This is a genomic window from Yoonia maritima, assembly GCF_043641945.1.
Lineage (GTDB): Bacteria > Pseudomonadota > Alphaproteobacteria > Rhodobacterales > Rhodobacteraceae > Yoonia > Yoonia maritima_B.
The window spans coordinates 210,781-236,674 of record NZ_JBHZRX010000006.1 but is presented as its reverse complement, the minus strand read 5'-3'; the positions used below and the strand labels follow the sequence as shown (position 1 = coordinate 236,674).

Below are 25,894 nucleotides of genomic sequence, written 5' to 3'. Positions count from 1 at the left end.
GCGCCGCCGGTGAAGGGGGTTCTAAGGTTATCACCCAACACCCGCAACCCCTTTTTCAAAAAATCATAAAGTTTTTGCAGAAAAGAAGAAATTTACGTGTTTTTAAGTAGTTAGCCACCTTTCATTGCGTCGACACCGACGTCAAACGTAACTTAATTACGCTCACAGACCCGAATGACAGACCAACAATCAACAAAGCCCCGAGTCGCAACCAGTTTCGCGGCAGATGAGAAGTAAGAATCCGCGTAATTCGCCGCGAAATGTGAATCGCTCTGCGTGATCAGGTACAATATCCGCGGACATGAGCCTTAAATTAGCGACTCGGTCCGACTTGGGTGCGAATCTGAAATGGCCGCCGTGCACGAATCCAACGACAGCCACTCCATATAGCGTCATTTAATGACGCCTACTCGCCAACAGCCAAGCCACCGGGTTTTACCGCCCGCCTTTGGCGCAGCTTAATTCGCAGACCCAACAGGCCCCCGACAATCAACGCATAGACGATAGGTTCGATCTGGAACCCTTTCACCAGCCATATGTAGTGAAGGACTGCCAATACAGCGACAGTGTAGGTTAGCTTGTGCAACTTACGCCAGTTGGCACCAAGTTTACGAATTGAGCGATTGTTCGACGTTAATGCCAGTGGAACCATCAAAACGAAGGCAATCATGCCCACAGTGACATAGGGCCGCTTAACGACTTCGGTCCACATCCGGCCAAAGCTTTGAACATCGAGGACCGCCCACACAAGAAAATGCGCGAGCACGACGAAGAACGCGGTCACGCCAATGGCCCGCCGAAACTTGAGCAGGTTCACCCCAGTCCATGTTCGAAGCGGGGTCACCATCAAACCAAGCACGATCAGCTTTAGCCCAAGCTCACCATATTCACGCTCAAGCGCATTGATCGGTTCCGGGCCCATTTGATTGGTCGCGGCCAGATAAAACATCCAAACGACCCAAACGGCACCTACTATATATATAGTCCACGTCGGAATCTTGCGGAGCGACTGGTTAACTGTATCAACAATCTGCATCAAAAGAACTCTGACAGGTCCATGCCTTCGTAAAGGCTGGCGACTTCGGGGTAACCGTTGAACATCAGCGTGTCTTGGCGGGATGCGAACAGACCACCGCCGACGCGGCGTTCGGTTGCCTGGGACCAGCGAGGGTGATCGACGGTTGGGTTCACGTTACTATAGAACCCGTATTCGCGGCGGTTCGCCTTGTTCCAACTGATAGGCGGCTCTTCGTCGGTCAGGGTAATGCGCACGATGGATTTGATCGACTTGAACCCATACTTCCACGGCACAACCAACCGCATTGGCGCGCCGTTCTGGTTTGCCAGTGGCTCGTCATAAATACCCGTCGCCATAATTGTCAGCGGATGCATCGCCTCGTCCAGACGAAGCCCCTCTACATATGGAAAGTCGAGAACCCGATTCCGAACGCCAATCATGTTGTCAGGCTGAACCACGGTTTCAAACGCAACATATTTCGCAGAGGACTGCACGCCAACCTTGTTCAAGATGTCGGCCAATTCGATGCCATTCCAAGGAATGACCATCGACCATGCCTCTACACAGCGGAAACGGTATAGGCGGTCCTCGACGCTAAGCCCGGACAAAAGGTCGGCCAAGGCGTAATCGCCGGGGTTATCAACCAGCCCGTCGACCTTAACCGTCCAGTTCGACGTATCCAGCTGGTGCGCGTTTTGCGCCGGGTCGTTTTTGCCCACACCAAATTCATAGTAGTTATTGTAGGTCCTGATTTCTTCGAGGGTATTCGGCTCAAGCGCGTCTTGTGCGCTCGCGCCACCTGCGATCCCAATCGCGCCGAGGCCAACAGTGCCTGCCAAAATTTGACGACGGTTCAGATAGGCGGACTTGGGGGTGATATCCGCGCGGGTAAGATCATTGGTCCAGCGATAGGCCATTTAGGGCTCCGTTCAGTACGTTTCCCGACAGTATATAGTGTAGAAGTATTGAAAGATGTCTCACGATGCCGCCAGCCGAATGAAATGTTGCCACCGTCATTTCCAATGAACTGAGCCAAATCAATAGGTTTGCGGTTACAAATGGCAGTGTGGACGGAAGAAATACGCAATCCAGGAATAGTAATGACCTTAGACAGCAGTACCTCATCAATCCAAATACTCGCGAGCACACCTGCGTCCGCCGCACCAAACCGCACACTTGGCGCCTGCGTATTATGACCGCAGTCGGCCTAAAAAATATCGACAAGTTCTACGGCGACAACCACGTATTGCGGGATATCAACTTGGATGTGGATGAAGGCGAATTTGTCGTCATCGTCGGGCCATCGGGCTGTGGGAAATCCACGTTGCTTCGGGTCATTGCGGGGCTAGAAATTCCCGATGAGGGTATCGTCGAACTATTCGAGAAAAAGGTGAACGATGTATCGCCCGCACTTCGCGACATCGCGATGGTGTTCCAAGCCTACGCGCTCTACCCGCATTTCACGGTATTCGAGAACCTCAGCTTTGCGCTGGAACTAACCCATATCTCCAAAAAGGACATCGCCAAGCGCGTCGAAGAAGTTGCGCAAATCTTGTCACTCGACGACTATCTTGATCGCAAGCCGTCGGAATTATCTGGTGGTCAACGGCAACGGGTTGCACTGGGCCGCGCCTTGGTACGGCACCCGAAGATATTCCTGTTTGACGAACCCCTATCAAACCTTGATGCCGCGCTTCGGATGAATACGCGCATCGAAATTGCGCGGTTACACCGAACGCTGGGGACGACAATTATCTACGTGACCCACGACCAGACCGAGGCAATGACATTAGCCGACACCATCGTCGTCATGTGTGACGGCGTGATCGAACAGGTCGGCCGCCCGATGGAGCTGTACAACAAACCAGTGAACCTGTTTGTCGCCGGGTTTCTTGGCTCTCCTGCGATGAACTTTATTAGCAAAGACATCTTACCGCTGGGGCGCGCAACAACTGTTGGGCTGCGCCCCGAACACCTGCGTGTTGCGGACAAAGGCCGGCTTGCGGGCAATGTTCTTCATTACGAAAGACTGGGAACAGATACGCATGTTATCGTCGATCTCGGAAACGAGAAATTGCTGACAGTGCGCCTGGTCGGCCAGCACGAATTCGAACTTGGCAGCGACATTGCGCTCGATTTTGATAACGACAAGGCAATTCTATTCGATGATCAGGGGCAGCGTATTTCGGAATAACCTGTGATACGTACCAAGGTAGACGTCAATAAAGCTGTTACAGAACCCGCCCATTCCATCACGCATCGTCACGCCGATTTGACTGGAAATCGGAATCTTGCACGGCTTAGCCCGTATCAACCTTTCGTCAATGCGTGCTCCCAGAAATTTGACAGTGATCCATTTGCGGTCTGCCACCCGTATCGATCTCGATGCTACCGACCAAGCATCTTTCAATTATGGGAGAGACCTAAATGCTACGCAGAACATTCACCGCACTCACCGCCGCCGCAGTCTTGGCTACAGCCGCATGCGCCGAGGGACATTCAAAAGACATCGTTGATACAGCAATTGATGCAGGTTCATTCACAACACTTATCGCAGCAACACAGGCCGCAGGGCTAGTTGAGACACTAAAGGGCGACGGGCCATTTACAGTGTTTGCCCCAACGGATGACGCATTCGCAGCGCTGCCAGAAGGTACAGTAGACGCGTTGCTCGCGGATCCAGACGCATTGGCCCAAATCCTGACCTACCACGTAATCGCAGGCAAAGTGATGTCGACTGACCTAAGCGACAACATGATGGCAACAACCGTGAACGGCGCTGACGTCACAATCAGCACCATGGGCGGCGTTAAAGTAAACGATGCAAACGTGGTCTCGGCCGACATCGAAGCATCGAACGGTGTTATCCACGTCATCGACAAGGTGATCTTGCCGCCAAGCTAATGGCGAAAGATAGCCTCGGTCACCCGACCGGGGCTATTACACCTACGCTGCCAACCACGCCTCTGCCTGTTCGATCTCGGTCGGCTCAAAGCTTTTGATTGCAAGACCGGGGATAATTGCGCCTTCAATTTCCGCCGCAGTCCGCAGCCAAGCCGCGTCGCTTAGCACCGCACATTTGTCGAACTTGCCCAGCAGTCCAAAAAGCTTTGGAAGCATACCAAATTCGACACCAAACGCGCCAAGGGTCGGCATCGAAAATTCCTTGATCGTATAAAGCATCTTACCGCCAGAAATGCCTTCTGACTTTTCGACCAAATCCTCTAACGCCATACGCATTGTATCAGCATCAACCGCGCCGTTCAGTTCGATATCCAACCGGTTCGCCTTGGGTGTCGTGATCTTGAGCATGATAAATCTCCTTATGTGTTGACCCTTGATGCCACACAGAAGGACGCAGCGCGTTGATTTCGATCAACGGGCTTTTTTAAACCTTTCAGATAAGGACCTGTGCGTGCAAGAATAGCGCAGCTCTCAATACTCTTCTACCTTGCGCCGATATCGAAGAGACTGCACCGTTCATTCCAGCAAAGTATTCATGCGGTTATTTCCATCTAATTCGTCAGGTAGATAACAAACCACTACCTGCTGATTGGTCTTACTTTCTAAAAGGCGCTGCCCCGCTAACGTCAAAAACACTCGGATGAGAGAAACGCCACAATGACGACCAGCAAGAAGAGCATCATTGAATACCGCTACAAGCCAACGGACTTCTTTAAGGAACCTGTTGAACTTGACTTAATGGGCATCCTTATTTTGGTTTCTAACGGCATTGTACGAGGGCAAATCACGCTCAGCGCCAACGAGAACCCGCACGATGTTCGAAACGAGTTGCGAACAATAATTGTGGACCTTTTCAATGCGCATGGAATGCAAACCGGTCACACTTCTGAACTCTTCGAGATCAAAATGGAACTGGTGCACGCTGATGATCGCAAGGATACCCAAATAGCCGTAACCCCTGCCAGAATTGTCATCTCCGGCGGTCACATAGATGTTGTGGTGCGTGAAGCGGACGGAAAAACAATCTACGATTCAAGGGAAGAGAGGATACAAGCGCACACGAAGTTTCTCAGCAAAGTTATGTCGCTGCAATATGATGCAGTTGTGTCAAAGATGTTAAGAAGCTTTCGCGCGGCGCAGACCGACCCGGGCAATCGTTTCATCCATCTTTACTAAATCAGAGAGATACTTGTTGAAGAGTATGTAGGTGAAAGCAATGTTAAGGATGCTCTGGATGTGTCCACTGCAAATTGGAAACGCTTTGGTAAACTTGCCAACGAAAAGACAATGCTTGAAGGTCGGCATCGTGGACAGAGTATCGAACTGACACCAGCTACCATGTCAGATGTTTAGTGGGCCATGAACTTCGCTGAGGGGCTTATCAAGAAATACGTTACCGCCAAATCAGAAAGCCGCACGTGAACACCAAAGACGTCTTCAGCTATCTTTCGACGTGCTGTACGCCGCGCCAAAAGGAAAAGGGCGCCCGAAGGCGCCCAATCTATTAGTGTACGACCGCATCTTCGGGCGGTTGTCGTTTGCTGGATGACACGCGGTCACCAACCAACAACCCGTCCGTGCCAGCACTGACGCTGATCGCGTCGCCGTCCATGACATCGCCGGCCAAGATCATTTCGGCCAACTGGTCTTGCAACGCACGTTGGATCACCCGCTTTAGCGGACGCGCACCGAACACCGGATCGTAGCCTTCGTCGGCCAACCACTTCAGCGCGGCGTCATCAAGATCAAGCGTGATGTTCCGCCCCGCCAAACGTTTGGCAAGCAGACCCAACTGGATCGAAACGATTCCGGCCATGTCTTCGCGTGCAAGCCGATCAAAGATGATTGTCTCATCCAGACGGTTCAAGAACTCTGGACGGAAGTGCGCACGAACCGCATCCATCACATCGCGCTTGGCGTCGCTTGCATCTGCACCATCTGGCAGCTGACTTAGGGACTGCGCCCCAAGGTTCGACGTTAGGATGATCAGCGTTTGCTTGAAATCTACGGTGCGGCCCTGACCATCGGTCAGCACACCATCATCAAGCACCTGTAAAAGCACGTTGAACACGTCAGGGTGCGCCTTTTCGACCTCATCAAACAGGATCACCTGATAAGGGCGACGGCGTACAGCCTCGGTCAACACGCCACCTTCGTCATAGCCAACATAGCCCGGAGGCGCACCGATCAGACGTGATACAGCGTGTTTCTCCATGAACTCGGACATGTCGATACGAACCATCGCGTGTTCATCGTCGAACAAGTACTCGGCCACCGCTTTGGTCAGCTCCGTTTTACCAACACCAGTTGGCCCAAGGAACAAGAACGATCCAAGCGGACGGTTCTCATCATTCAGACCGGCGCGCGCACGGCGCACGGCGTTGGCCACCGCAGTTACAGCAGATCGCTGACCAATGACGCGTTTGCCTAGTTCGTCTTCCATACGCAGTAGCTTGTCACGCTCTCCCTCCAGCATCTTGCTGGTCGGGATACCTGTCCAACGCTCAACGACTTCGGCGATCTGTTCAGGACGAACTGCCTCTTCGACCATCAGGTCTTCGTTTTCCTCTGCGTCTGAAAGCTTACGCTCAAGATCAGGGATCACGCCGTAAGACAGTTCACCGGCTTTCGCGAGGTTGCCTTCGCGTTTTGCGATATCCAACTCCGCCCGCGCACGATCAAGCCGTTCCTTCACTTCGCGAGTGCCTTCCAGCTTGTCGCGCTCGGCCTGCCATTTCACGGTCATTTCTGACGCGCGATCTTGGAGGTCAGCTAGTTCCTTTTCTAGCTTCTCAAGCCGATCAACGGATGCTTTGTCGTCTTCTTTCTTCAGCGCCTCAGCTTCGATCTGAAGCTGAAGAATCTGACGATCCAAAGCGTCCAGTTCTTCTGGTTTACTGTCGACTTGCATACGCAAACGCGACGCCGCTTCGTCCATTAGGTCGATGGCTTTATCTGGCAGAAAACGATCCGTAATATAGCGATGCGACAAGGTTGCAGCGGCCACCAGCGCGGCATCCGCGATACGTACACCGTGGTGCAATTCGTATTTTTCCTTAATCCCGCGCAGAATGCTGACAGTATCGGAAACGGTTGGTTCTTCGACCATCAACGGCTGAAAACGACGGGCCAGTGCTGCGTCTTTTTCTACATACTTGCGGTATTCATCCAAAGTGGTCGCACCGATACAGTGCAATTCACCACGGGCGAGCGCAGGTTTGATCAGGTTGGCCGCATCCATGGCGCCATCGGACTTACCGGCACCAACAAGTGTGTGCATCTCGTCGATGAACAGGATGATTTCACCGGCAGCGGTTTCGATTTCTTTCAAAACAGCTTTCAGGCGTTCTTCGAACTCACCACGATATTTCGCGCCAGCAATCAGCGCGCCCATATCCAGCGCCATCAATTTCTTGTTGCGCAGGCTTTCAGGAACATCACCGTCGATGATCCGCAGGGCTAGCCCCTCGGCGATCGCGGTTTTACCTACGCCGGGTTCACCGATCAGAACCGGGTTATTCTTGGTCCGGCGTGACAACACCTGCATCGCACGGCGAATTTCTTCATCGCGGCCAATGATAGGATCAATTTTACCTTGCTCGGCGGCCTCGGTCAGATCGCGAGCGTATTTAGCGAGCGCTTCGAAACTGTCTTCGGCGCTTGCGCTGTCCGCCGTACGACCTTTGCGAATGTCATTAATCGCAGCGTTCAAGTTCATTGCTGTCACACCACCAGCATCCAACGCGTCTTTCGCTTTGGATTTGATCACGGCAAGCGCGGTCAACAGGCGTTCAACCGGCACAAAGCTATCGCCAGCTTTCTTGGCGATTTTTTCGGCCTCGTCGACGACTTTGGCGGTGTTATTATCAAGATAGACTTGGCCCGCGTCCCCAGTAACCTGCGGAATTTTCGCGACACTTGCGTTCACGACGCTGCGCACCGTGGCTACATCACCGCCCGAGCGGGTGATCAGGTTGGCGGCAAGGCCTTCCTCATCGTCCATCAATGCTTTTAATAGATGTTCTGGCGCAAGACGCTGATGGTTCTCACGCATTGCGATCGTTTGTGCGGCTTGAATAAAACCGCGCGACCGCTCTGTGAACTTATCTAAGTTCATGAGTTCTCTCCTTTGTTAAGCGCCCAGTCGTTCGGATGCCCACCATTGCGGCACACCCCCTATTGGGCCTCTCAACATAGATGGGAAGCGAAAGCGCCGTTCGCAACCCTTTGCGATCATGAAGTTGGACATAAACGGGGAAGGCCCCAGCTGGTTTCCCCGTGGCTGCTGCCCGTCTGCGCCCTATTCCATATGCAGTTAGCAAAACTCTAAGGTCACCATCATCGCATGCAGGTTCTGCACAGCCATATCCTAAGAATACTTCCTACGCGGCAAACGGGAATGATCGAGGCACATATGCACTTGATCATTCGCGCCTCTACGAGTGCCGAACCGCAGGGGAAAAGCTTAAAGGTTTCTGTTCGGGCCAATGCGCCAGACCTTGAAGGCAGGCTTCATCAAGAAGCGGCCGCAATGGCTGCACGAATGGACCGCCTAGAGAAAGCCTATCGCAACGCGCTATCAAACCCAACAAACAAAGGGGAAGCGCTTCGTTAAGTTCCCCGTGTAGTCGCCGCAAACCATCACTAGGTTAGCTGCATGAAAGTTATAGTTCGATCATACGAAGCTACCCAGAACCACACTAAATTGGACACCTACCCGCTGTTCCCTTTGACCCCAGCTGCTGTTCGACGCCTTCGCGGCCACGATAACACTGTAGCGCGATCAATTTCAGCAGGCCAAAAAGACGATTAACACCACTCACAACAGATTCCTGTGCTGTCTTCCCCCAGATTACGCAGGACCTTAAAGGCGTAGCTTATTCCCAAAGCTACGCCTTTTCTTTTGCCGTCACCGGATTGCGCCAAGGCTATACAGCCGTTAGACCGCACACAAATCTTCAGCAAAGGAACCCGCTATGTCTGATGACCGCCTGATTGTCGCAATGGATGTACCGAATGTCATTGCAGGTATGGATCTCTCTGAAAAGCTGGGCGACAGCGTGAGCTTTTACAAAATTGGGCTTGGGATGCTGACTGGCGGCGGGTTTGCCTTGGCGAATGAGCTAAAGCAGGAACACGGCAAACGCATTTTCCTAGACATGAAATTCTTTGACATCGGTGCCACCGTAGAGGCAGCCGTGCGCGGCGTTGCGCAGTTCGATCTTGATTTTCTGACAGTCCACGGTGACCCGCATGTTGTGCGCGCCGCCCGCGAAGGTGCTGGCGGATCAGACATGAAAATCCTTGCTGTGACGATTCTCACCTCGCTTGACCGCGACGATCTGGACGCGTCTTGCATGAAAACTGGCAGCGTAACTGATCTGGTCCAAGAACGCGCCGGTATCGCGCTTTCGAACGGTGCCGACGGTGTGATTGCATCCCCCCACGAGGCCGCATTAATCCGCGCCCTACCCGAAGCTGAAGGCAAATTGATCGTGACACCGGGTGTCCGCCCGGTTGGTGCTGCATTGGGCGACCAGAAACGCGTGATGACACCGGCTCAAGCCATCGCCAATGGCGCTGATCACGTGGTTGTTGGACGACCAATTTGGCAGGCCGAAAACCCTGCACGCGCCGCACAAGACATCGTCGCGGAAATCAACTCGCCACAAGCAAAGCGCGCTAACGCATAAAAATATCACGGTATTCTGGAACCAATCGAGGTTTCGCGCATTTCTTTATTGAAACGAGCGAACGAGGTTGAATCATGAGTATCAAGAACTTGCGTTATTCCGCAAAAGAACAGGCCTTCATGGCCTCTGTTGATATTGAACGTTTTGGACGGGTGTTCCGCTATCCTTGCGCGGTACATGGTCCGAAAAACATGGACCCGTCAGCTGTCGTGAAACGCCTGCGCCACAAAGCGCTGCAAATGTCCGACACCCAAGTCTAATTCCCTTTGATCAAAGCGACGGCGCCTGTCCTGTCCCCAAGACGCTGAAACCTGCTTGATCACAACTGGCCCGGCACATTACGCGCCGGGCCTTTTTTATCAGTCGTTAATATCCGTATCCCAGATTTTCACCTGACCGGTACGCAGGCCAAACACCTTGCGCATTACCAGATATGAAGCCAACGAAAGTATGGCAAATATCACGAGCGTCAGGGCAAGACCTTTGGCGGAAATCCCGACAAGGATGAGTAACCCCATCACTGCGGCGCCCAGCGCAAAGCCCAAAAAGATGTAACCGGGTACGAGAACTTCTAGCGTAGCAAGGACGACTGCAGCAGACATCCAAACCCACCATTGTGTCCAAAGCGGCATATTATCGTCCTTTCAACATTTTGAAGGCATCGCCAAATGCCTCGACAGCGTTCGCAGGTAACACGATTGTTTGGTTGCCTTGTTTCGATGCAACGGCTTGGAATGCCTCAACCTGCTTTAGCGCAACTTGGTACTGCGCAGCCTCTAGACCGTTTTCAGCGATCGCAACGGCAACAACTTGGGTCGCATATGCTTCAGCGTCGGCACGTACACGACGCGCTTCTGCTTCTTGTTTTGCAGCGTATAGCTCACCCTCGGCCTGAAGTTCGACGGCACGTTTGGTACCTTCGGCCTCGGTTACTTGCGCACGGCGGGCACGTTCAGCGTTCAACTGCTGCAACATCGCCGCACGGGTCGCAGCATCAAGGTTCACGTCAAGAATTTCGGCACGGGTTACTTCGATGCCCCAGTCATCAACTTGCTGGGCAACCTGTTCGCGCACAGCATCAATAAGCGTCGCGCGGTTTGCCTGCACTTGATCCAGTTCCATCCGGCCAATTTCCGAACGCACGATACCAGCAACGGTCGTCGAAATCGCACCATCAACATCGCGGATACGGTACACTGTCTTTTCAGGTTCAATGATCCGATAGAAAACCGATGTTTCGACCTGCACTAGCACGTTGTCCGACGTAATTGCGTCTTGGGTCATGGCTGGCAGCTGGCGTTCTAGAATCGAAACCTTATGACGAACGCGGTCCAGAAACGGCACGATAAAGTTGATGCCAGGCCCAAGCACGGACCGCAGACGGCCAAGACGTTCAACAACGAATTTTTGCGACTGCGGGACGATCCGCACGCCTGCCAAAATGCAGACGACGATGAACACTGCTAATAGCAGGAACAGCACGTTCTGACCGATAAATTCGGCTATTAAATCTTCACTTTGCATATGATCTATCCCTCTTTGTTATAAAGGATAGATAGTTATGCATTAGGCCGATTTCAATGTATGCTGTTGTATACCGTGGGAATTTTTCGCACGCATACGTTGTTCCACAGCGTCACCCAACAAATCCGCAGTCGCTGCTGACAAAGTCCAACCGAGGTGCCCGTGGCCTGTGTTATAAAAGACACGCGCGTGACGGCCATTTCCAACCCGTGGCATCATGTTTGGCATCATCGGACGCAAGCCAGCCCATGGCACACAGCTTTCTGTGCTGACCTTTGGAAAGTGGGATTCGCACCAATCAACAAGCGGCTTTACACGATCCGCACGGATGTCCCGGTTAATGCCGTTAAACTCTGCAGTGCCGGCAATCCGGAAACGATCACGACCCAAACGTGACGTCACAATCTTGGCCTTATCATCAAGCAGCGAAACAGTTGGCGCACCATTCTGCGACGCTTCATCACGCAGGTTCACAGTGATCGAATAACCTTTGACCGGATAGATATTCACCCGGTCGCCCAGCATCTTTGCAAACTGACGCGACGCGACACCGGCGGATACCACAATACCATCAAACCGGGCTTCGGTTGATGTCCGTACAGTGACGCCGTCATCGTCCGCTGACACCTGCTGCACATCTTCGCCCAGCGCGAATTTCACGCCTTGTGTCTGCAACCATTCAGCCAAACCAACGGTGAACTTGTGAATGTCGCCAGTGCTATCGCTTTCGGTCCAGAAACCGCCCAAGATGTCGCCGCGTAGGTTTGGCTCTTTCGCGAATACCTCATCGACGGTCAGCTCGCGGCGGTCCAATCCGCCTTGGCCCAATAGGTCATTTACGCGGCGGGCGTGATCCAGATCCTTTTGGCTTTGATAGAAATGTAAAATACCCGCCGGCGTGAAATCAAAGTCGATCCCGGCCACATCCGCCATTTCGGCCAGACCAGCACGGGCCGTGACAGCCAAACGGGCGGTTTCAATCGTGTTTGCCTTGTAACGGGGGATATTCGCCAAAAACTCGGCCATCCAGCTGGCCTTGTGCCATGTCGGTCGCGGGTTCACGGAAAGCGGCGCATCGCCTTGCAGCATCCACTTAATCCCCTTCAGGACCGTAGACCACTGGTTCCAGACTTCGGCGTTTGACGCGCTTAACTGCCCACCGTTTGCGAAACTAGTCTCCATAGCGGCATAGCGATGACGGTCAAAAACCGTCACATCAAATCCGCGTTTCATCAATGAATAAGCAGTGGTTACACCGGTAATCCCGGCACCCAGAACAGCAATCGAAGGCAAGGCATCTCTCCGCCAATGGCGCTTTCGCGCGTCGCCCCCACCGTCACTGGGCCTGAGAGATTCACCGCATCGCGGCTTGCTCCTTCGGCGGGCATTGCTGCCACTCTCCGGTGTATTGCACCCCAACCGGTCCCTACTGCCTGAGAGTTACCGGGGCGGTTGCTCCTTCGGCGACGGACCGAACCGTTCTCTCCCGGTCGGCATGTTTCCTATAAGAAACTCATAGAGCAAAAACGAAATATAGCAATCAAATTTCCTACATAATGATTATGTTCATCATAGAAAAAACCGAACCTTAATCCGGCAGACCACCAGTTTGCTGCTGCCAAAGCGCTAGTCGTGCCCCAAAAGACGGCACACGGTTCGGCAATGCAATGAAACTAGGCAGATCAAACAAGGCCCAACGCTGCCCCTCATCACCGAATTTAACCTGCGTGACTGTGTTAGCGGGCAATCTTGCGACAAAGAACGCAACCCAAGCACCGGGTTTGTAATTCGCCTCGAACTTTGCTTCCCACAAAACCGCATCCAAAGGCAAAGGCAGTCCCAGTTCCTCATTCAACTCCCGGGCCACCGTCTCAAACGGTGTCTCATCGCCCTCGCGTCCGCCACCGGGGAGGTCCCATAAATTCGGATAGGTGATGTGATCAAAATCATCGCGCAAGATGCTGATCAGCTTGTCCCCTAAAAACAGCGCAACCTTCGCACCATCATGTTGCCCTGTTGTTCTCATCCTTGCGCCCCTTTAGAATACGACCATGCCCGCCCTTTGCCGCGATTGCCTTTGCACATTTGACAGCGAATCCCGCTGTCCTCAATGCCGCAGCCCACGGGTCACGCGGCACCCAGAGCTGTTCGACCTGACCATCGCTCATATGGATTGTGACGCATTCTATGCCTCGGTCGAAAAGCGCGACAATCCTGAACTCGCTGATAAACCCGTGATCATCGGCGGCGGCAAACGCGGGGTGGTATCGACCGCATGCTATGTCGCCCGGATCAGGGGCGTCAAATCCGCTATGCCGATGTTTCAGGCGCTAAAACTCTGCCCTGATGCCGTCGTGCTAACACCACGGTTTGACGCTTATACCAAAGCATCCCGTGCGATCCGTGCGATGATGGATGAACTCACTCCGGTCGTTGAACCCTTGTCATTGGACGAGGCATTTATGGACCTCACCGGCACCGTCCGCCTGCACGGCGCGCCGCCTGCTGTCATGCTGGCCCGCTTAATCAAACGGATGAAGACTGAATTGGGATTAAGCGGATCAATCGGGCTATCGCACAACAAGTTCTTGGCAAAAGTCGCGTCAGACTTAGAAAAGCCGCGTGGTTTTTCGATTATCGGCAAGGCTGAGACGACCGAATTCCTGCGCCCTAAATCCGTACGTCTGATCTGGGGTATCGGCCCCGCCGCCCAAGTCAGTCTGAACAAGGCAGGCATCCAGACATTCGATGACCTCCTGCGCTGGGATCGCCGCGACCTGCATGATCGGTTTGGCGGCATGGGTGAAAGGCTCTATTCGCTTGCCCGAGGCGAAGATGGTCGACGGATTTCGACACACGCACCCGTTAAGACGCTATCGAACGAAACGACATTCTCAGAAGACACTGCCGACCCCGAAATCCTAGACGGGCACCTGTGGCGAATGTCGGAAAAGGTCAGCGCACGCGCAAAGGCGACCGATAAGGCAGGCCGCGTCATTACGTTGAAACTGAAAACCTCTGACTTCAAACTGATCTCAAAACGTTTAAGTCTGCATCACCCCACCCAGATGGCAGACACCATTTACCGAACCGCGCACGGGCTATTTGAACAGGTCAAAACACGTGGACCGTTTCGGTTGCTGGGTGTTGGCCTATCGGAAATCACATCAGCCGATGATGCCGACCGCGAGGGTGACCTACTTGACCCTGACGCAGGAAAACGCGCCCGTGCCGAGCTCGCAACTGATAAGATCCGCGAAAAATTCGGCAAAGACGCCATCATCAAAGGGCGGTCGCTTCGGTAGGGTGGGTCTTGACCCACCACCTGCGTCGCCGCTACGCTTCCATATCAGTCACATGCACACAACAGGAGGACACAAGCTGAACATGCGTATATTCCGCCAACTTCAGCATGGTCCCCGTACCGCCCTGCGAATCCGTTTGCAGGGCTGATCATCGGCATTTGCCCACGGTCTGCCCTTGTCGCTGCGCCATGCGCGGCCAACACGATATCTGACAAGAGACCAAAATGATCCTTTCTATAAACTCCTTAGGCGTGACGCTTGGCGATCCGCTATTTTCTGACTTGAACCTGACGATTTCCAAAGGCGACCGTATTGGGCTAGTCGCCGCAAACGGCCGCGGAAAATCAACGCTGATGGGCTGTATGGCAGGCACGGTTGAACCCACAACCGGCGAAATCACATGCGCACGCGGTCTGCGCATTGGGCACGTTGAACAGCATATCGCGCCAGAACGCCTTTCGCAGACACTATATGACTTGGTGCTCTCCTCATTGCCGCCTGACCAAGCAGATTTCGAAGCATGGCGCGTTGATGTCGTGCTGGGCGATCTGCAGGTGCCCTATGAGCTACAACAAAAACCACTGTCAGAGCTTAGTGGGGGCTGGCAACGCACAGCGTTGTTGGCGGCTGCATGGGTGACTGAGCCTGATTTGCTGTTACTTGATGAACCGACCAACCATCTGGATCTGCATCGCATCGGGTTACTGCAAAACTGGCTGGGTGCATTGCCACGCGATACGCCGGTTTTGATCACCAGCCATGACCGGGCTTTTCTAGACGCGACAACCAACCGAACGCTTTTCCTGCGGGCGGAGCGGTCACGCGTGTTTCAGCTACCTTTCACAAAGGCGCGCGTCGCATTGGATGAGGCAGACGAAGCCGACGAACGGCGCTTTGCTAACGACTTGAACAAGGCAACCCAATTGCGCAAGCAGGCCGCGAAGCTAAAGAACATTGGGATCAATTCAGGCTCTGATCTGTTAGTCACAAAGACCAAGCAGCTAACCGAACGCGCAGCCAAGATTGAAGCAGCAGCAAAACCCGCCCACCAAGACCGCAGCGCCGGCGACATCAAGCTGACCAACAGCGGCACCCACGCCAAGGCACTTATCACCTTGGATGATGTGGCGGTGACCACGCCCGACGACCGTTTACTATATACGACTGGCAAGAAATGGATCACGCAAGGCGACCGCATTGTGCTGCTTGGCACCAATGGAACCGGCAAAACCCAACTGGTTAAGATGATCCACCGCGCGTTATTGAACGAAGAACCCAGCATCAAATGCGCCCCTACCGTTGCGCTTGGGTATTCGGACCAACATCTTAGTCAGTTGGACGACGCAGACACTCCGATGACGGCTGTCGCCGGACAATTCGACGTGGGCGATCAACGTGCCCGCGGATTGCTTGCGGGTGCTGGCGTGAACATTCAGATGCAGGACACCAAGATCGGTGCGCTTTCTGGCGGACAAAAAGCACGGCTCGCAATGCTAATCCTGCGGCTACAGCGACCAAACTTTTACCTACTCGATGAACCTACAAACCATCTCGATATCGAAGGACAAGAGGCGTTGGAGGAGGAACTGATTGCCCATGGCGCATCGTGTCTGCTGGTTAGCCATGATCGCAGTTTTCTGCGAAATGTCGGAAATAGGTTTTGGCAGATCGAACGCAAGCGATTGATAGAGGTAGATGACCCAGAGGCGTTCCTAAACGCGGAACTCGGCTAAGGCACAAACTGGTCGCGAATACCGCGCATGTAGGGCACCAACATTTCACGAAACGCTGCGACCTTGGCCGAGGCCCAGATATCACGGTGCGCGACCACCCAAATCTCAGGGTAAGGCTGCGGTGGCAGCACGGGCACCTGAACCAATCCGTCACTTGCACGGCCCAAAAACAAGGGCATCCGCGCCACCCCTAGCCCCGCCTGCGCAGCGGCGCGGATCGCGACCATATCGTCGAATGTCATGCGTATCCGATGGTGGGGATAGGCCGGATCGACGTTCTTTGGCACAGTCGTATAATCAGCATAGACAATCCAATCGACCATCCCATGCGGATCGGCTTTGATCTGTGCAGCAACCTTCGGCGATGCAAAGCTAGCCGAGTATTGTGGCGTCAGCCGTAACCCCTTGAGTGTATCACCCGGATCGCGGCTGATCCGGATAGCAAGATCCGCCTCTCGACGGTTCAGATCAAGCAAATCATTGGTGGCCCGCACATGCAGATCGACATCGGGATAGGCGGCACAGAACTGATCAATCACTGGTGTGAGTATATGCGCGATCAATAATTGTGGGGCGGTGATGGTAAGCGATCCATGTAAAGCCGCGTCCTGCCCTTGCAGCTGGCGCATCAACGCATCGGTTTGATCCGCCATCCGCGCCGCGTGATCCGCAACCAGCAGCCCTGCTTCAGTTGGTCGATAGCCATCGGTCAAACGCTCAAATAGCGCGACACCCAAGGCACCCTCTGCACGGGCGATCCGGCGGGCAACAGTTGTGTAGTTCAGTCCAAGCATCTGCGCTGCGGCGGATAACGATCCAGCCCTCACGAGGCACATAACCGTGCGCATATCATCCCATGAAACCGTCATACTATGCACTTTTGCATACATATGATGCGCATGCACGCATTTTCGCACGGGCAAGCGGCGTCTAATTACATGGCATCAACAAAGGAGAAGCCAATGATCTACGCATATGCAAGCCTAACCCTGACGAACCCAGACTCACTCGCCGCCTACCGCGAAAAAGCGGCTGACGCCTTAAACAAATACGGTGGGAAGGTCGAAGCAGCGACCAACGCTGCCCGCGGCATTGATGGGACGCCACAAATCCCGGACGTCGTCGCCTTGCTTTCTTTTCCTGATGCCGATTCCGCGATGGGATGGATCAACGACCCCGCACTCGCAGAGATTCACGCGCTGCGCCGCAGCGCAGGTGGGTCGGACATCGTTTTGCTTGGCTAATTCAAGGTGGGGTGGATCAAGATCCACCCTACTCAGCCGCGACAGGTTGGTCTTTAGCGAATCCAATCGCGGCAATCATGGCGATAGCCGCGCTGATCTGCTCCTTAAACGCTGCAAAGTCGGACTTAGGCTCTAGGGTCCGCTCATCCATATAAAGTGCACGGTCCATTTCGACCTGAATCGCATGCTGATTCCGTGAAGGCCGGCCATATTGCTGAACAATATAGGCACCTGCAAATGGTGCGTTTCTCGCGACGCGTAGGCCAGCTTCGGTAAATGCGGCCTCGACCTGATCCATGATGTGCCCGGCTGCGGTGCTGCCAAACCGGTCGCCCAATACAATATCGGGGCGGGGTGCGTTTTGTAGATTCATCGTCGCCAACGCCTCGTGCGGCATCGAATGACAGTCGATTAAGATTGATTCGCCGTAGGCGCGGTTGCTTTCATCCAACAAGGTCTGAAGCTGGTCATGATAGGGCCGCCAATATGTGGCTATGCGATCGTGTGCTTCGTTCAATGAAATCTTACCGCGATAGATATGCCGGCCGTTCGCCACAACGCGAGGAATCACACCCAGCCCGCTCGCGATTCGCGGGTTGTGGGGCTTGCGACGCACCCCTTCGATCAATGCTGGATCCAATTCGTCAGGTCCGCGGTTCAAATCAACAAATGCCCGTGGCGCCAATGCCTTGATGAATGGCGCACCAAAACTGGGTGCGTCTTCATACAGGCGATCAATAAACGCATCTTCAGATGAACGGATTTCAGCAGCGTCTAAATCTGCTATACTAAGAAAAGAAGACGCGTAATCACGCCCACTGTGTGGAGAGGCGAATACAACGCTCGTGCTGCGAACAGCAGGAAGCGAAAGATCAAAGGTTGTTTCTTGCAATAAAATGCTCCTTCTGGCGAAGAGGATAGCCTGAATTTTGTTTTTTCCGAAAGCCCTTGATCCCCGGTTCGACTCCTTTTATAGACCCCACACCTGACGCGGTTTGCCCGCGTCCTATTTCGTTATAGGACGGACGCGAACACGTTGGAAAATGGATGATTAGCTCAGCGGTAGAGCACTTCGTTGACATCGAAGGGGTCACTGGTTCGATCCCAGTATCGTCCACCATGAATTCACCGGTCCATTCTGGGCCGTACTGCAACCCAAGGCGCAATCCGCGCGCCGCGACATGAAGGACACGACCATGAAGGTACGTAACTCCCTCCGCTCGCTCAAGCAGCGCCACCGCGATTGCCGCATCGTGCGCCGTAAGGGCCGCGTCTATGTTATCAACAAGACGCAACGCCGGTTCAAAGCCCGTCAGGGCTAAAACCTTCTAAAAGCAAATACTTAAAAGGTCGCACCCTTTCGGGCGCGGCCTTTTTTCTTTGGTGGCACCTGTTGGATGGGTCATGAATCGTTGACTTGATCGACATAGTGTTCTGCATTTCATGAGGAAGCCGCGTCACGTACAAATGCCTCATGCAGCAAGCATTGCTGACCTAAACCAGACTTTCTTCGCAATCGGCACATACGGCACTTTTGCAGGACGAAACGTATTTTCGCTACGCCAGCACCAATGACTGCTTCCAGAAAACCCACCGTTCAACAAGTGGTGGCTTTGGCGACGTTCCCTGTTATCGTATTCTGAGGGCTGTATACGGGAATGACGCTATGGATCGGGTGCAGATTTTTGCATATGTGTTGGGATGGATTGTTTTACTCAACACGGCATGGGTGACGTTTTACGCAGTGTTTAAGCCAGATATTTTCTACTGGATGAACAAAAACCCAGAAAACTTTTATTTATCAGACGGCTCGGCTTCCCCTTTCAGCAAAAGGCGGGCCTACATCCATATCATCGGTGCCATTATTGGTTACTTCTTGTTGTTCCTAATAATGTTTAATTTAGCATTCTCGTTCATTCCCGGTAACTGGGGCAGACTAGATGAAGATGGTGATTTTGTTGCGATGAGCGTCAGCCTTACTGGTCTTGCGTCGGTCTTTATGACTGCTTTGGTCTGGTCGACCATTGGCCACGCGGGCGCTCGTTCAGCTAATGAAATAGCCGCGAAGGAAAAACTCGATAGCGCGCTGAGTGAATTGGATGACGCGCGTAAAGGTCGTTCCCATGCTATCTTTGAAGCAGAAAGGCTGCAGGAAGAAGTAAAAGGAGCTGAGCTAAAAGCCTGGCGCGAGAAATACGAGTATGAGAATCACATCAAGAATTTGAGGTCACTTATTTCGCCTGAGGCACTTGATGAATATGACCGAATTCAGCGCGAAAAGGCCGCTATGGGTCCAAGAACTTTCTATAGCTGAGCGGACTCCCATAGCGCTCCAACAACGCTTCTTTTTGACGCGCCCGAAAATCACCTAGATTTTTGCGGTCAAAAATCCCGTTCAAAACCGAACAAGTTGGTAAACGTTTTTGGGCCCTTGATAGCGGCCATTCGTTCATCGCGCAGCATTAGTTAGACTGGGCTCAAACCCGACATTCGCGGCGCCTCGTCGGAATGTCCGGGTCTAAGCGTATAGGTCAGTTGAGGATGCAAAGCTAAGGGCCACCTGACGCTCAACACCTTACTCCCCAATGGCACCTAGCGATGCTTCGGTAGGGCATCACTCACTTTTTACCGTTTGGTCTAGTCATCAGGTTGGCATTCCGATTATCGTGACCCCGAAACGATTTTCGAAAAGCTAAAGGAACAATTTTTATGAATTTTCTGAATACTAGATCAAGCGCACTTGCGGTCGCGATGCTAGGTCTTGCTGCCCCTGCGTTTGCCCAGGACGCAATTTGCGGTGGCGCTGGCGCTGGCGGTCAATGGATCGGCGGCGACGAAGCATCCTCTGACATCGCGACTGCTGGATCTTACCAAGAGCAAATGGCGCTGGTTCTAGGTGGAAATGACTATGTTTCACTTTTCTCGCTTAGCGAAGGTGCCGACGTGCGTATCGAAGCAGCTGGTCGTGGCGCAGGCGACACTATCATTGATGTGCTTGATAGCAGCGGCGGTGTGATTATTTCGGACGATGATTCCGGTGGCAACGCGGCGTCGCGCGCTGAGACTTATCTAGAGGCGGGCACCTACTGCATGTCCCTTCGCAGCTATGACGGCGGGCCGATGACGGCGTTTGTGCGTGTTGGGTTACAAGAACATGAACCGCTCACCGAAGGTGTGATGGAAACAGCCGGCGGCAGCGATGCAGGTAGCTGTGACACCGCGACACCGATGGGTGGCCTTGGAAGCACCGTTTCTGCCCCCGTTAGCGAGACATCGAACTGGAGCTTCACTCTCGATGCGCCAGCGCAGGTCAGCGTCACTGCAGAAAACGAATCCGCTGATCCTGTGATCACGCTGTATGGCCCGAACGAGATGTACATTGATGAGAACGACGACTTTGATGGTCTCAACTCGCGTATTGATGTCACTGACACTTTGGACGCCGGTACTTATTGCATCGCAGTGTCCGCGCTTAGCGACGAAAACGCGCCGATCACTGTCAGCGTCACTGAATACGATGCCGAGGAAGCGCTTCAGTCGCTTTATGCCCGTGGCGAAGCAGCCCCACCACTGGATGGCAGCATCCCATTCACCGAGCTGGGCGTCCTGGAGTCTCGTATTCGCCAAGATGTCCAAGCGAACGATGACGTGACTTGGTTTACACTGGAAGTCGAAGATAACAGCCTATTGGTCGTCGAAGCGATCGGCGGCGGAAACAGTGACCCGTGGTTGGTCGTATATGATGACCTTGGCCGCGAAATTGGCCAGAACGATGACTACGGCGACGGCCTTGATAGCCTTGTGATGGCCCGCGTTCAGTCGGGGGTCTATATCGTCGGCGTACGCCAATACGACAGCAACAGCGGGCTGATCCGTCTGCTTGCTGAACGCTACGTACGCGCGCAATAATCAATTCGAAACGAAATACGGGCCCGGCTGCACTTCAGCCGGGCCCGTATTCTATTGAGACATCGAAATTAGCGACCGAACGTATCAGCTAGCAATCGCGCCAGCGTTGGTTCATTCAAGTAACCCGTTGCTGGCAGCCCGCTACGCGTTTGATACTGGCTGATTGCACTGCGCGTATCGCTATCAAAACGACCATCTACACGACCAGGATTGAACCCCATCTGCGCAAGGCGGCTTTCGATCAGCCGCGCGAGCACCGGGTTAATATCTAATCCCGCCTCAATCGCCGCCGCGTTTTCGTTCTTATCTTGCTCTTCCTGCTCTTCTTCAGCCAAAGCAGCCTTTGCTTCATCTGAGAAAAGCCCATCAGGGTAGCGGTTCAGATAGGCACGATAGCCAGCCGTATCGCCACGTGCGCCAGTCTCTTCCCAATATGCACGATCAAGGCGCTCCGCAGCCAAACGCTCACGCTCTTTCTCGGCTTCAATCTCGGCCTCGCGACGACTTGCTTGTGCGTCGATGCGGCTGATCTGCTCGGCGGTTAGGTAAGACGTTTGCGCAAAGCCGTTGGACTGCTGCCAATTCCGTATCGCGCGGCGACTACCCGGCCCAAAGATACCGTCAACACCACGCGTGTCATATTCCAACAACGTCAGGTTTCGCTGAATATCACGACGGTCATTGCGGGTCAGCGACAGTTCGTTCTCAGCAATCTCTGCCATGCGAATAGGATCGTTTTCGATCTCATCCAAACGGCGACGGGCTTCTTGAGCGTATGGGCTATTGGGATAGTTCAACGCAAAATCGCGGTAAGCGTCTGCAGTGTCCGCTTGCTGCGCTTCTGTCCAAAATTGCAGTGTAGGGTCAACCGTAGGGGCAGACACATTGCCTGTCTCAGACGTCACCTGCATAACTAACTGATTTGGTTGATAGCCATCCGCACGCAACCAACGCACATCACGTACAAACGCCATAACGTCCACACCTGGAACCGCAATCGCATCCTCAACCACATCATCAGTCGCGTTTGGCTCACCGTATAGAACCGTGACGCCCTGAGGGATCTCCAGATTGCCAACTCCTTCGCGCAGGAACGCCCCAATGTCACCGTCAGCGTCTAAATCGTAGCCAAGGATCAACACCGCCTGTCCCGGTGTTTTGCTAAGAACATCCAAGACACTGTCGATTGAAACTGCATTTGCTAGTCCGAAGTATGTCGGCGTTTCTGTGTCAGCGGCCAGCAGCCAGCTCCGTTCGCCATCGGTCACAAACCGCCCGGACAGTCCGACAACAAGCCGATCAGCATCCGTTGCCTTGTCAGCAAGGCGATCCAACAGGCGTGCCATATTAGCAGAGGTACCGTTTGATAATGTGCTGACGTTGTACCCCGCCTCGCGCAGGCTTTGCGCTCCATCAAGAACATCGGTCGCATTAGAGACGCGCCGCAAATTCTGATAGCGTTCCACCCCCATCAACAGCGCAGCATCCTCTGCAAATGCAGGAAGGGCAAAGGCCGAAAGGGCCGCAATCAGACTTAGTTTACGCATCGCGCGTTCCTCCAAATATCACGTCGCATCAGTTCAAGAACCAATGCTTTGTCGCGTCAAAGGTTGCGCGGATGGGGCTGCTATTCAATAGCGTGGTCGCAAACCCTTATTCAGCGGCGATTTCAGACCCAATCTTTTCAATCCGTACAGCTGCGAATTTGAATTCAGGAATTTTGCCATATGGGTCTATCGCCGGATTGGTCAGCGTGTTCGCTGCCGCCTCGACATAGGCGAAGGGAACAAAGACCATATCGGGCGATACAGCGCGATCAGCACGCGCCATAATGTCGATACTACCGCGCCGTGTTGTCAGCCTGATCATGTCACCGGGCGCCGCCCCAAGCTGCCGCAGCGTTGACGGGTGCAGTGAACAGTTTGCCTCGGGTTCGACCGCGTCCAGTACTTTGGATCGGCGCGTCATAGACCCAGTGTGCCAATGCTCTAGCTGACGGCCCGTCGTCATGATCATCGGATATTCCGCATCGGGTGTTTCATCGGGCGCGATCAGATTTGCGGGTGTGAACTTTGCGCGTCCATTTTCGCGTGGGAACCCATCTGCGAACACAATGGACTGCCCGGGATCCGTGGGCGACAGTGATGGGTACGTTACCGCATTCTCTGTCTCTAATCGATCCCAAGTGATGTTATCAAACGACTCCATCACCATCGTCATTTCCGCGAATACCTCGCGTGGGTGGGCGTATTCCCAAGCCAAGCCAAGCCGCTTTGCTAGCTCAACTGTGATCCACCAGTCTTCGCGTGCGTCACCCGGCGGCGGCACAGCAGGGCGACCCATTTGCACCTGACGATTGGTGTTGGTCACGGTCCCGGTCTTTTCCGCAAAGGCGCTAGCGGGCAGGATGACATCAGCAAAATTGGCCGTCTCAGTAAGGAAGATATCCTGCACGACCAAGTGATCCAGCTTAGCCAAAGCATCACGCGCATGATCGACATCAGGGTCAGACATCGCCGGGTTTTCGCCCGAAATATACATGCCCCGAATATCGCCGGTGTGAACGGCATCAAGAATTTCCGTGACAGTCAGCCCCTTTTCAGGGTTCACACCTTCGTCTTTCCAGACCTCTTGGAACGCGCTGCGTACACCATCATCACCGACCGGTTTGTAGTCAGGTAGGAACATCGGGATCAGACCAGCGTCAGACGCCCCTTGTACGTTGTTCTGCCCACGCAACGGGTGAAGCCCCGCGCCCGGACGACCAACCTGCCCGGTCATTAGCGCAAGGCTGATCAAACAACGTGAATTGTCGGTGCCATGAATGTGTTGGCTAACACCCATTCCCCAGAAAATCATCGCCGACTGTGCGCCCGCAAAGGTCCGTGCAACATCGCGCAAAACGTCAGCGGGAATACCGCAAATACCTTCCATCTTTTCTGGTGAAAACTCTGCCAGATGCGCTTTCTCGGCTTCCCAGTTTTCGGTGTAGGCTTCGATATATTGCTGATCGTAAAGGCGTTCTTCGACGATCACGTGCATGATAGCGTTCAGCATCGAGACATCAGCGCCGGGCCGAAATTGTAGCATGTGCGACGCAAACCGCTTTAGCGCCTGGCCGCGGGGGTCCATCACAATCAGCTTGCCACCACGTTTGGTGAACTGTTTGAAATAGGTTGCAGCAACTGGGTGGTTTTCGATTGGGTTCGCGCCAATCACAATTGCCACGTCGGCATTTTCGATCTCATTAAAGGTCGCGGTGACGGCACCCGACCCCACGTTTTCCATCAGCGCAGCGACCGATGACGCGTGACAAAGCCGCGTGCAGTGGTCGACGTTGTTATGACCAAAGCCCTGACGGATTAGCTTTTGAAACAGATATGCCTCTTCGTTGGTACATTTCGCTGAGCCAAAGCCCGCGACGCCCGTTCCGCCAATGTCTTTCAGGCCCTTGGCCGCGACTTCCAGTGCCTCGTCCCAAGTCGCCTCTCTGAAATGGGCCTGCCAGTTTCCGGGATCAACGTTTAGCCCCTTGGCCGGCGCATCGTCACGGCGGATCAACGGCTTGGTCAGTCGGTGTTCATGGTGGATATAATCGAACCCAAACCGGCCTTTGACGCACAAACGCCCTTCATTCGCTGGGCCATTGATACCTTCAACGAATTTGACCTTATCGTCTTTGACCTTAAGCGAAACCTGACAACCGACACCGCAGAATGGGCAAACGCTTTTGACTTCGCGATCATAATCCGCAGTGTCGCCAATTTGATTTTCATCAGTGACCGTCGCAGGCAGTAGTGCCCCCGTTGGGCAGGCCTGCACACATTCACCGCACGCCACACAAGACGACGCACCCATTGGGTCAGACATATCGAACACCGGATAGGCCTCATGCCCGCGCCCAGCCATTCCGATCACGTCATTTACCTGCACCTCACGACAGGCCCGGACGCAAAGACCGCATTGAATACAAGCATCCAAGTTCACCGACATCGCGACATGGCTATCGTCGAGCAGCGGAATGTGATCGGCGTCCATTGTTGGAAAACGACTACTTTCAACGCCTTGGACGGCAGCCATATCCCACAAGTGGCTGGATTTGTCATGGGCGACGGGTTGCTCTGGCTGATCTGCGACAAGCAGTTCCATCACCATTTTACGGGCTTGGACCTCGCGCGGTTGATCGGTCGTTACGACCATACCTTCGGCGGGTTCACGAATACACGAGGCAGCCAACGTGCGTTCACCTTCAATCGAAACCATACACGCACGACAGTTACCGTCAGACCGATAACCGGGCGCGGGTTTGTGGCACAGATGCGGGATCTTTAGACCGCGACCATTCGCGACCTCCCAGATCGTTTCACCCGGCTGCGCGGTGACTTCTTTGCCGTCCAAAGTAAACGTGATGGGTTCTGACATCTGATTTCTCCGCCGCTTTCGACCATACTAAAGCATTTGCCGCTGTTACGCGAAAGTACGTCGATGGTCGTAGGTCGAATTA

The 25,894-nt window shown here is 53.8% G+C and carries 24 protein-coding genes, 1 tRNA gene and 1 riboswitch; of the genes, 13 read left to right on the top strand and 12 right to left on the bottom strand.

Annotated elements, in window-relative coordinates; all coding sequences use genetic code 11:
* Window positions 1–406: 406 nt before the first annotated feature.
* Together msrQ and msrP are read right to left on the bottom strand one after the other, a co-directional pair.
* Window positions 407–1,036, bottom strand: coding sequence for a protein-methionine-sulfoxide reductase heme-binding subunit MsrQ (gene msrQ, locus ACHUEV_RS14480; protein WP_394181059.1), 630 nt, complete (start codon window positions 1,034–1,036; stop codon window positions 407–409).
* Complete coding sequence (gene msrP, locus ACHUEV_RS14475) at window positions 1,036–1,935, bottom strand: protein-methionine-sulfoxide reductase catalytic subunit MsrP (protein WP_394181057.1); 900 nt, start codon at window positions 1,933–1,935, stop codon at window positions 1,036–1,038. The genes msrQ and msrP overlap by 1 nt, the downstream gene beginning before the upstream one ends.
* 275 nt (window positions 1,936–2,210) lie before the next feature.
* On the opposite strand from msrP, the gene ACHUEV_RS14470 reads away from it, so the two are divergent.
* The gene (locus ACHUEV_RS14470; protein ID WP_394181055.1) at window positions 2,211–3,212 is read left to right on the top strand and encodes an ABC transporter ATP-binding protein; all 1,002 of its coding nucleotides are present in this window, start codon (window positions 2,211–2,213) and stop codon (window positions 3,210–3,212) included.
* A gap of 233 nt (window positions 3,213–3,445) precedes the next feature.
* Entirely contained in the window at window positions 3,446–3,922 is a 477-nt protein-coding gene (locus ACHUEV_RS14465; RefSeq protein ID WP_394181053.1) for a fasciclin domain-containing protein, read from the top strand.
* A gap of 42 nt (window positions 3,923–3,964) precedes the next feature.
* Here ACHUEV_RS14465 and ACHUEV_RS14460 read toward each other — a convergent pair whose 3' ends face one another.
* Window positions 3,965–4,330, bottom strand: coding sequence for a SpoIIAA family protein (locus ACHUEV_RS14460; protein WP_394181051.1), 366 nt, complete (start codon window positions 4,328–4,330; stop codon window positions 3,965–3,967).
* A gap of 309 nt (window positions 4,331–4,639) precedes the next feature.
* On the opposite strand from ACHUEV_RS14460, the gene ACHUEV_RS14455 reads away from it, so the two are divergent.
* On the top strand, window positions 4,640–5,158 hold the full coding sequence (locus ACHUEV_RS14455) for a hypothetical protein (RefSeq protein WP_394181049.1): 519 nt from the start codon (window positions 4,640–4,642) through the stop codon (window positions 5,156–5,158).
* A 328-nt stretch (window positions 5,159–5,486) separates the two neighbouring features.
* Here the strand turns inward: ACHUEV_RS14455 and clpB are convergent, their stop codons facing one another.
* Window positions 5,487–8,099 carry an ATP-dependent chaperone ClpB gene (clpB, locus tag ACHUEV_RS14450; RefSeq protein WP_394181047.1) on the bottom strand — a complete coding sequence of 871 codons (2,613 nt, stop codon included), beginning with the start codon at window positions 8,097–8,099 and terminating at the stop codon, window positions 5,487–5,489.
* A gap of 297 nt (window positions 8,100–8,396) precedes the next feature.
* On the opposite strand from clpB, the gene ACHUEV_RS14445 reads away from it, so the two are divergent.
* The 3 genes from ACHUEV_RS14445 to ACHUEV_RS14435 all read left to right on the top strand — a co-directional run bounded on the left by ACHUEV_RS14445 (window position 8,397) and on the right by ACHUEV_RS14435 (window position 9,935).
* Complete coding sequence (locus ACHUEV_RS14445; protein WP_394181045.1) at window positions 8,397–8,597, top strand: hypothetical protein; 201 nt, start codon at window positions 8,397–8,399, stop codon at window positions 8,595–8,597.
* A gap of 361 nt (window positions 8,598–8,958) precedes the next feature.
* The gene (gene pyrF / locus ACHUEV_RS14440) at window positions 8,959–9,675 is read left to right on the top strand and encodes an orotidine-5'-phosphate decarboxylase (protein ID WP_394181043.1); all 717 of its coding nucleotides are present in this window, start codon (window positions 8,959–8,961) and stop codon (window positions 9,673–9,675) included.
* A gap of 74 nt (window positions 9,676–9,749) precedes the next feature.
* The gene (locus tag ACHUEV_RS14435) at window positions 9,750–9,935 is read left to right on the top strand and encodes an orotidine 5'-phosphate decarboxylase (protein WP_394181041.1); all 186 of its coding nucleotides are present in this window, start codon (window positions 9,750–9,752) and stop codon (window positions 9,933–9,935) included.
* 99 nt (window positions 9,936–10,034) lie between these two features.
* Here ACHUEV_RS14435 and ACHUEV_RS14430 read toward each other — a convergent pair whose 3' ends face one another.
* From ACHUEV_RS14430 to ACHUEV_RS14415, 4 genes are all read right to left on the bottom strand, one after another.
* Complete coding sequence (locus ACHUEV_RS14430; RefSeq protein WP_394181039.1) at window positions 10,035–10,307, bottom strand: NfeD family protein; 273 nt, start codon at window positions 10,305–10,307, stop codon at window positions 10,035–10,037.
* A 1-nt stretch (window position 10,308) separates the two neighbouring features.
* Window positions 10,309–11,199 (bottom strand): SPFH domain-containing protein, encoded by an 891-nt coding sequence (locus tag ACHUEV_RS14425; protein ID WP_106746795.1) that lies wholly within the window; start codon window positions 11,197–11,199, stop codon window positions 10,309–10,311.
* 42 nt (window positions 11,200–11,241) lie between these two features.
* Window positions 11,242–12,492 (bottom strand): D-amino acid dehydrogenase, encoded by a 1,251-nt coding sequence (locus ACHUEV_RS14420; protein WP_394181037.1) that lies wholly within the window; start codon window positions 12,490–12,492, stop codon window positions 11,242–11,244.
* Between the two features lie 30 nt (window positions 12,493–12,522).
* A riboswitch (glycine riboswitch) is annotated at window positions 12,523–12,613 on the bottom strand.
* 174 nt (window positions 12,614–12,787) lie between these two features.
* A complete protein-coding gene (locus tag ACHUEV_RS14415; RefSeq protein ID WP_394181035.1) occupies window positions 12,788–13,225 on the bottom strand; it encodes an NUDIX hydrolase in 438 nt (145 codons plus the stop codon).
* A gap of 25 nt (window positions 13,226–13,250) precedes the next feature.
* On the opposite strand from ACHUEV_RS14415, the gene ACHUEV_RS14410 reads away from it, so the two are divergent.
* A complete protein-coding gene (locus ACHUEV_RS14410) occupies window positions 13,251–14,504 on the top strand; it encodes a DNA polymerase IV (protein ID WP_394181032.1) in 1,254 nt (417 codons plus the stop codon).
* A 224-nt stretch (window positions 14,505–14,728) separates the two neighbouring features.
* On the top strand, window positions 14,729–16,237 hold the full coding sequence (locus tag ACHUEV_RS14405; protein WP_394181030.1) for an ABC-F family ATP-binding cassette domain-containing protein: 1,509 nt from the start codon (window positions 14,729–14,731) through the stop codon (window positions 16,235–16,237).
* Here ACHUEV_RS14405 and ACHUEV_RS14400 read toward each other — a convergent pair.
* Complete coding sequence (locus tag ACHUEV_RS14400; RefSeq protein WP_394181028.1) at window positions 16,234–17,106, bottom strand: LysR family transcriptional regulator; 873 nt, start codon at window positions 17,104–17,106, stop codon at window positions 16,234–16,236. The two genes, ACHUEV_RS14405 and ACHUEV_RS14400, sit on opposite strands and share 4 nt — an antisense overlap.
* A gap of 93 nt (window positions 17,107–17,199) precedes the next feature.
* Here ACHUEV_RS14400 and ACHUEV_RS14395 point away from each other — a divergent pair, with 93 nt between their 5' ends.
* Window positions 17,200–17,481: a DUF1330 domain-containing protein gene (locus ACHUEV_RS14395; protein WP_394181026.1), complete on the top strand. Its 282-nt coding sequence runs from the start codon at window positions 17,200–17,202 to the stop codon at window positions 17,479–17,481.
* 28 nt (window positions 17,482–17,509) lie between these two features.
* On the opposite strand, the gene ACHUEV_RS14390 is transcribed toward ACHUEV_RS14395, so the two are convergent.
* Window positions 17,510–18,373 carry an N-formylglutamate amidohydrolase gene (locus ACHUEV_RS14390; RefSeq protein WP_394181024.1) on the bottom strand — a complete coding sequence of 288 codons (864 nt, stop codon included), beginning with the start codon at window positions 18,371–18,373 and terminating at the stop codon, window positions 17,510–17,512.
* Between the two features lie 153 nt (window positions 18,374–18,526).
* Here ACHUEV_RS14390 and ACHUEV_RS14385 point away from each other — a divergent pair.
* The 4 genes from ACHUEV_RS14385 (at window position 18,527) to ACHUEV_RS14370 (ending at window position 21,390) form a co-directional block, all read left to right on the top strand.
* Window positions 18,527–18,601: transfer RNA gene (locus ACHUEV_RS14385), tRNA-Val, on the top strand.
* A gap of 76 nt (window positions 18,602–18,677) precedes the next feature.
* Complete coding sequence (gene ykgO, locus ACHUEV_RS14380) at window positions 18,678–18,803, top strand: type B 50S ribosomal protein L36 (protein WP_008231708.1); 126 nt, start codon at window positions 18,678–18,680, stop codon at window positions 18,801–18,803.
* A gap of 212 nt (window positions 18,804–19,015) precedes the next feature.
* Window positions 19,016–19,795, top strand: coding sequence for a hypothetical protein (locus ACHUEV_RS14375; RefSeq protein WP_394181022.1), 780 nt, complete (start codon window positions 19,016–19,018; stop codon window positions 19,793–19,795).
* Between the two features lie 395 nt (window positions 19,796–20,190).
* Entirely contained in the window at window positions 20,191–21,390 is a 1,200-nt protein-coding gene (locus ACHUEV_RS14370) for an ABC transporter substrate-binding protein (RefSeq protein ID WP_394181020.1), read from the top strand.
* 68 nt (window positions 21,391–21,458) lie between these two features.
* On the opposite strand, the gene ACHUEV_RS14365 is transcribed toward ACHUEV_RS14370, so the two are convergent.
* Window positions 21,459–22,937 carry a peptidoglycan-binding domain-containing protein gene (locus ACHUEV_RS14365; protein ID WP_394181018.1) on the bottom strand — a complete coding sequence of 493 codons (1,479 nt, stop codon included), beginning with the start codon at window positions 22,935–22,937 and terminating at the stop codon, window positions 21,459–21,461.
* Window positions 22,938–23,043: 106 nt separating this feature from the next.
* Complete coding sequence (fdhF, locus tag ACHUEV_RS14360; RefSeq protein ID WP_394181016.1) at window positions 23,044–25,812, bottom strand: formate dehydrogenase subunit alpha; 2,769 nt, start codon at window positions 25,810–25,812, stop codon at window positions 23,044–23,046.
* Window positions 25,813–25,894: the final 82 nt, after the last annotated feature.